Origin of the sequence: Acinetobacter sp. MD2(2019) (genome assembly GCF_035615615.1) — a bacterium.
Classification (GTDB): Bacteria; Pseudomonadota; Gammaproteobacteria; order Pseudomonadales; family Moraxellaceae; genus Acinetobacter.
The window spans coordinates 1-2,055 of sequence record NZ_VTDU01000054.1 but is presented as its reverse complement, the minus strand read 5'-3'; the positions used below and the strand labels follow the sequence as shown (position 1 = coordinate 2,055).

General features: G+C 43.8%; 2 protein-coding genes. Both read left to right on the top strand.

Translation table 11 applies throughout. From position 1 onward, the window contains the following. Window positions 1–578, top strand: a 578-nt coding sequence (locus I2F62_RS12955) for a DUF932 domain-containing protein (protein WP_324627401.1), incomplete at its 5' end; no start/stop codon positions are given. 223 nt (window positions 579–801) lie between these two features. Next, on the top strand, window positions 802–1,851 hold the full coding sequence (locus tag I2F62_RS12950; RefSeq protein ID WP_324627400.1) for a lambda-exonuclease family protein: 1,050 nt from the start codon (window positions 802–804) through the stop codon (window positions 1,849–1,851). Window positions 1,852–2,055: the final 204 nt, after the last annotated feature.

Sequence of the window (2,055 nt, the reverse complement as noted above, 5' to 3'; positions counted from 1 at the left end):
CATTAGCGACTACAGCACAATTTACTTCCATTCGGGTGGTGTGTAATAACACTTTGGCGATTGCCCTCAAAGGCCAAAGTGGCAGTGCAGGCGTTGTAAAAGTTCCACACAGTACCCGCTTTGATGCAGAGAAGGTCAAACAACAACTCGGTATTTCCGTTCGGGCATGGGATGAACACATGTACCAGATGAAACAACTCAGTCAACGTAAAGTCACCCAGTATGAAGCAGCCGCCTATTTTGATGCTGTTTTTAATAACAGCAAATTGAGTATTGCTGAGCAGGACGATGGGATTATTCAGTTTTATCGTAAAGTCGCTTCTCAAGCCGAGCCTAAACCTGAACCGAATGGACGTGCAATGTCAAAAGTCATGAGCATGTTTAATGGACAAGGTCGTGGGGCAGACTTAAGTTCAGCCAAAGATACTGCTTATGGCTTACTGTGCAGTATCACCGAGTTTGCAGACCATGAACGTCGAGCGATGAGTAAAGACTATCGTTTAGATTCAGCATGGTTTGGGGCAGGGGCTAACCTGAAACAACGTGGACTTGAACAGGCTTTAAGTTTAATTGCCTAGATTTAGATAGTTCAATATTTAGCTTGATCGGTGCCGACCGATCAAGCTACCGATCATGTTACCGACTAAGCTGGCGTTCATGTTGAAACGCTGATCTCGCTAACTACCCATAAAGTAAAATAGTCTCTAAAACATACACTTTATTTCTTTTCATACCACGCAAAGCGATGTCTTCGGACATCGCTTTTTTTATGCGTCAAATTTAATCATTAAGGACAATCCGATGAATGCAACTCTTTCTCCGCCACAACCAACCCACACCCATTTAGCACCACCCTTAGCGCGTCCTAAATTCTTTAGCGCCAAACGCTTTGTTGAAACTAAGCATTTAAGCCAAGAACAATGGCTTGAAGTCCGTCGCCAAGGTATTGGCAGTAGTGATTGTGCAGCTGCTTGTGGGCTTAATCCCTATATGTCGATGCTTGAACTGTGGATGATTAAAACAGGCCGAATCCCGCAAAACATCAATGATGACATTTCAGGACATGCCCCTTTATATTGGGGCCATCAACTCGAACCTTTAGTGGCGGAGTACTACAGCCAACATACTCAGCACAAAGTCCGTCGGGTCAATGCCATCCTTCAACATTCTGACCCCGACAAACATTTTATGTTGGCCAATTTAGATTATGCCGTGGTGGGTCATCCTGAAGTACAAATTCTAGAATGTAAAACCGCAGGGGAGCACGGGGCTAAACTTTGGCGCGATGGTGTACCTCTGTATGTTCTGTGCCAAGTGCAACACCAATTGGCTGTTACAGGAAAACAAGCCGCGCATATCTGTGTGCTCATTTGTGGGCATGAAACCCGTATTTTTAAAGTCACTCGATCTGCATCGGTGATTGAACAGATCATTCAAGCTGAGCGTTATTTCTGGGAGTGTGTAGAAAAAGATACCCCACCTGAAGCCGATGCCAGTCGTTCAGCAGCCAAAGCCCTACAATTACTTTATCCCGAACACATTCCGTTAAGCCTGACCGATCTGACTCAAGACCCACAGGCTAATGAACAATTTACCCAACTGATCCAAGCCCGAAACCAGATTGAAAAATATCAGGAGCAATTCGATTTATTGAAAAACCAACTTCAAGCCAAAATGCAGGAGACTGAACGCGCTACCTTTCTAACAGGTTCATTGACATGGAAACGTGCCAAAGACTCAATCAGTCTAGACAGTAAAGCCTTACTTAAACAGCACCCTGAATACCTTGAGCAATTCCCACAGCACAAACAAGGCAGTCGTCGCTTCAATATCTACAGCCATGATGATTAGGTAAGCATAGCCTAAGCACGATTCAAAAACGAATACAAATATAAATCTCTCAATAGCCTCATGCCTTCGGGTATGAGGTTGTTGAGCAATTTATTTCAACCACAGTTCACCACACATTTAAATTACAGAGGATACCAGTATGATTAAAGGTTTAGTGATTACACCACCGATTTTAGGACGAATCAGTATTGGCAAAATGATCGA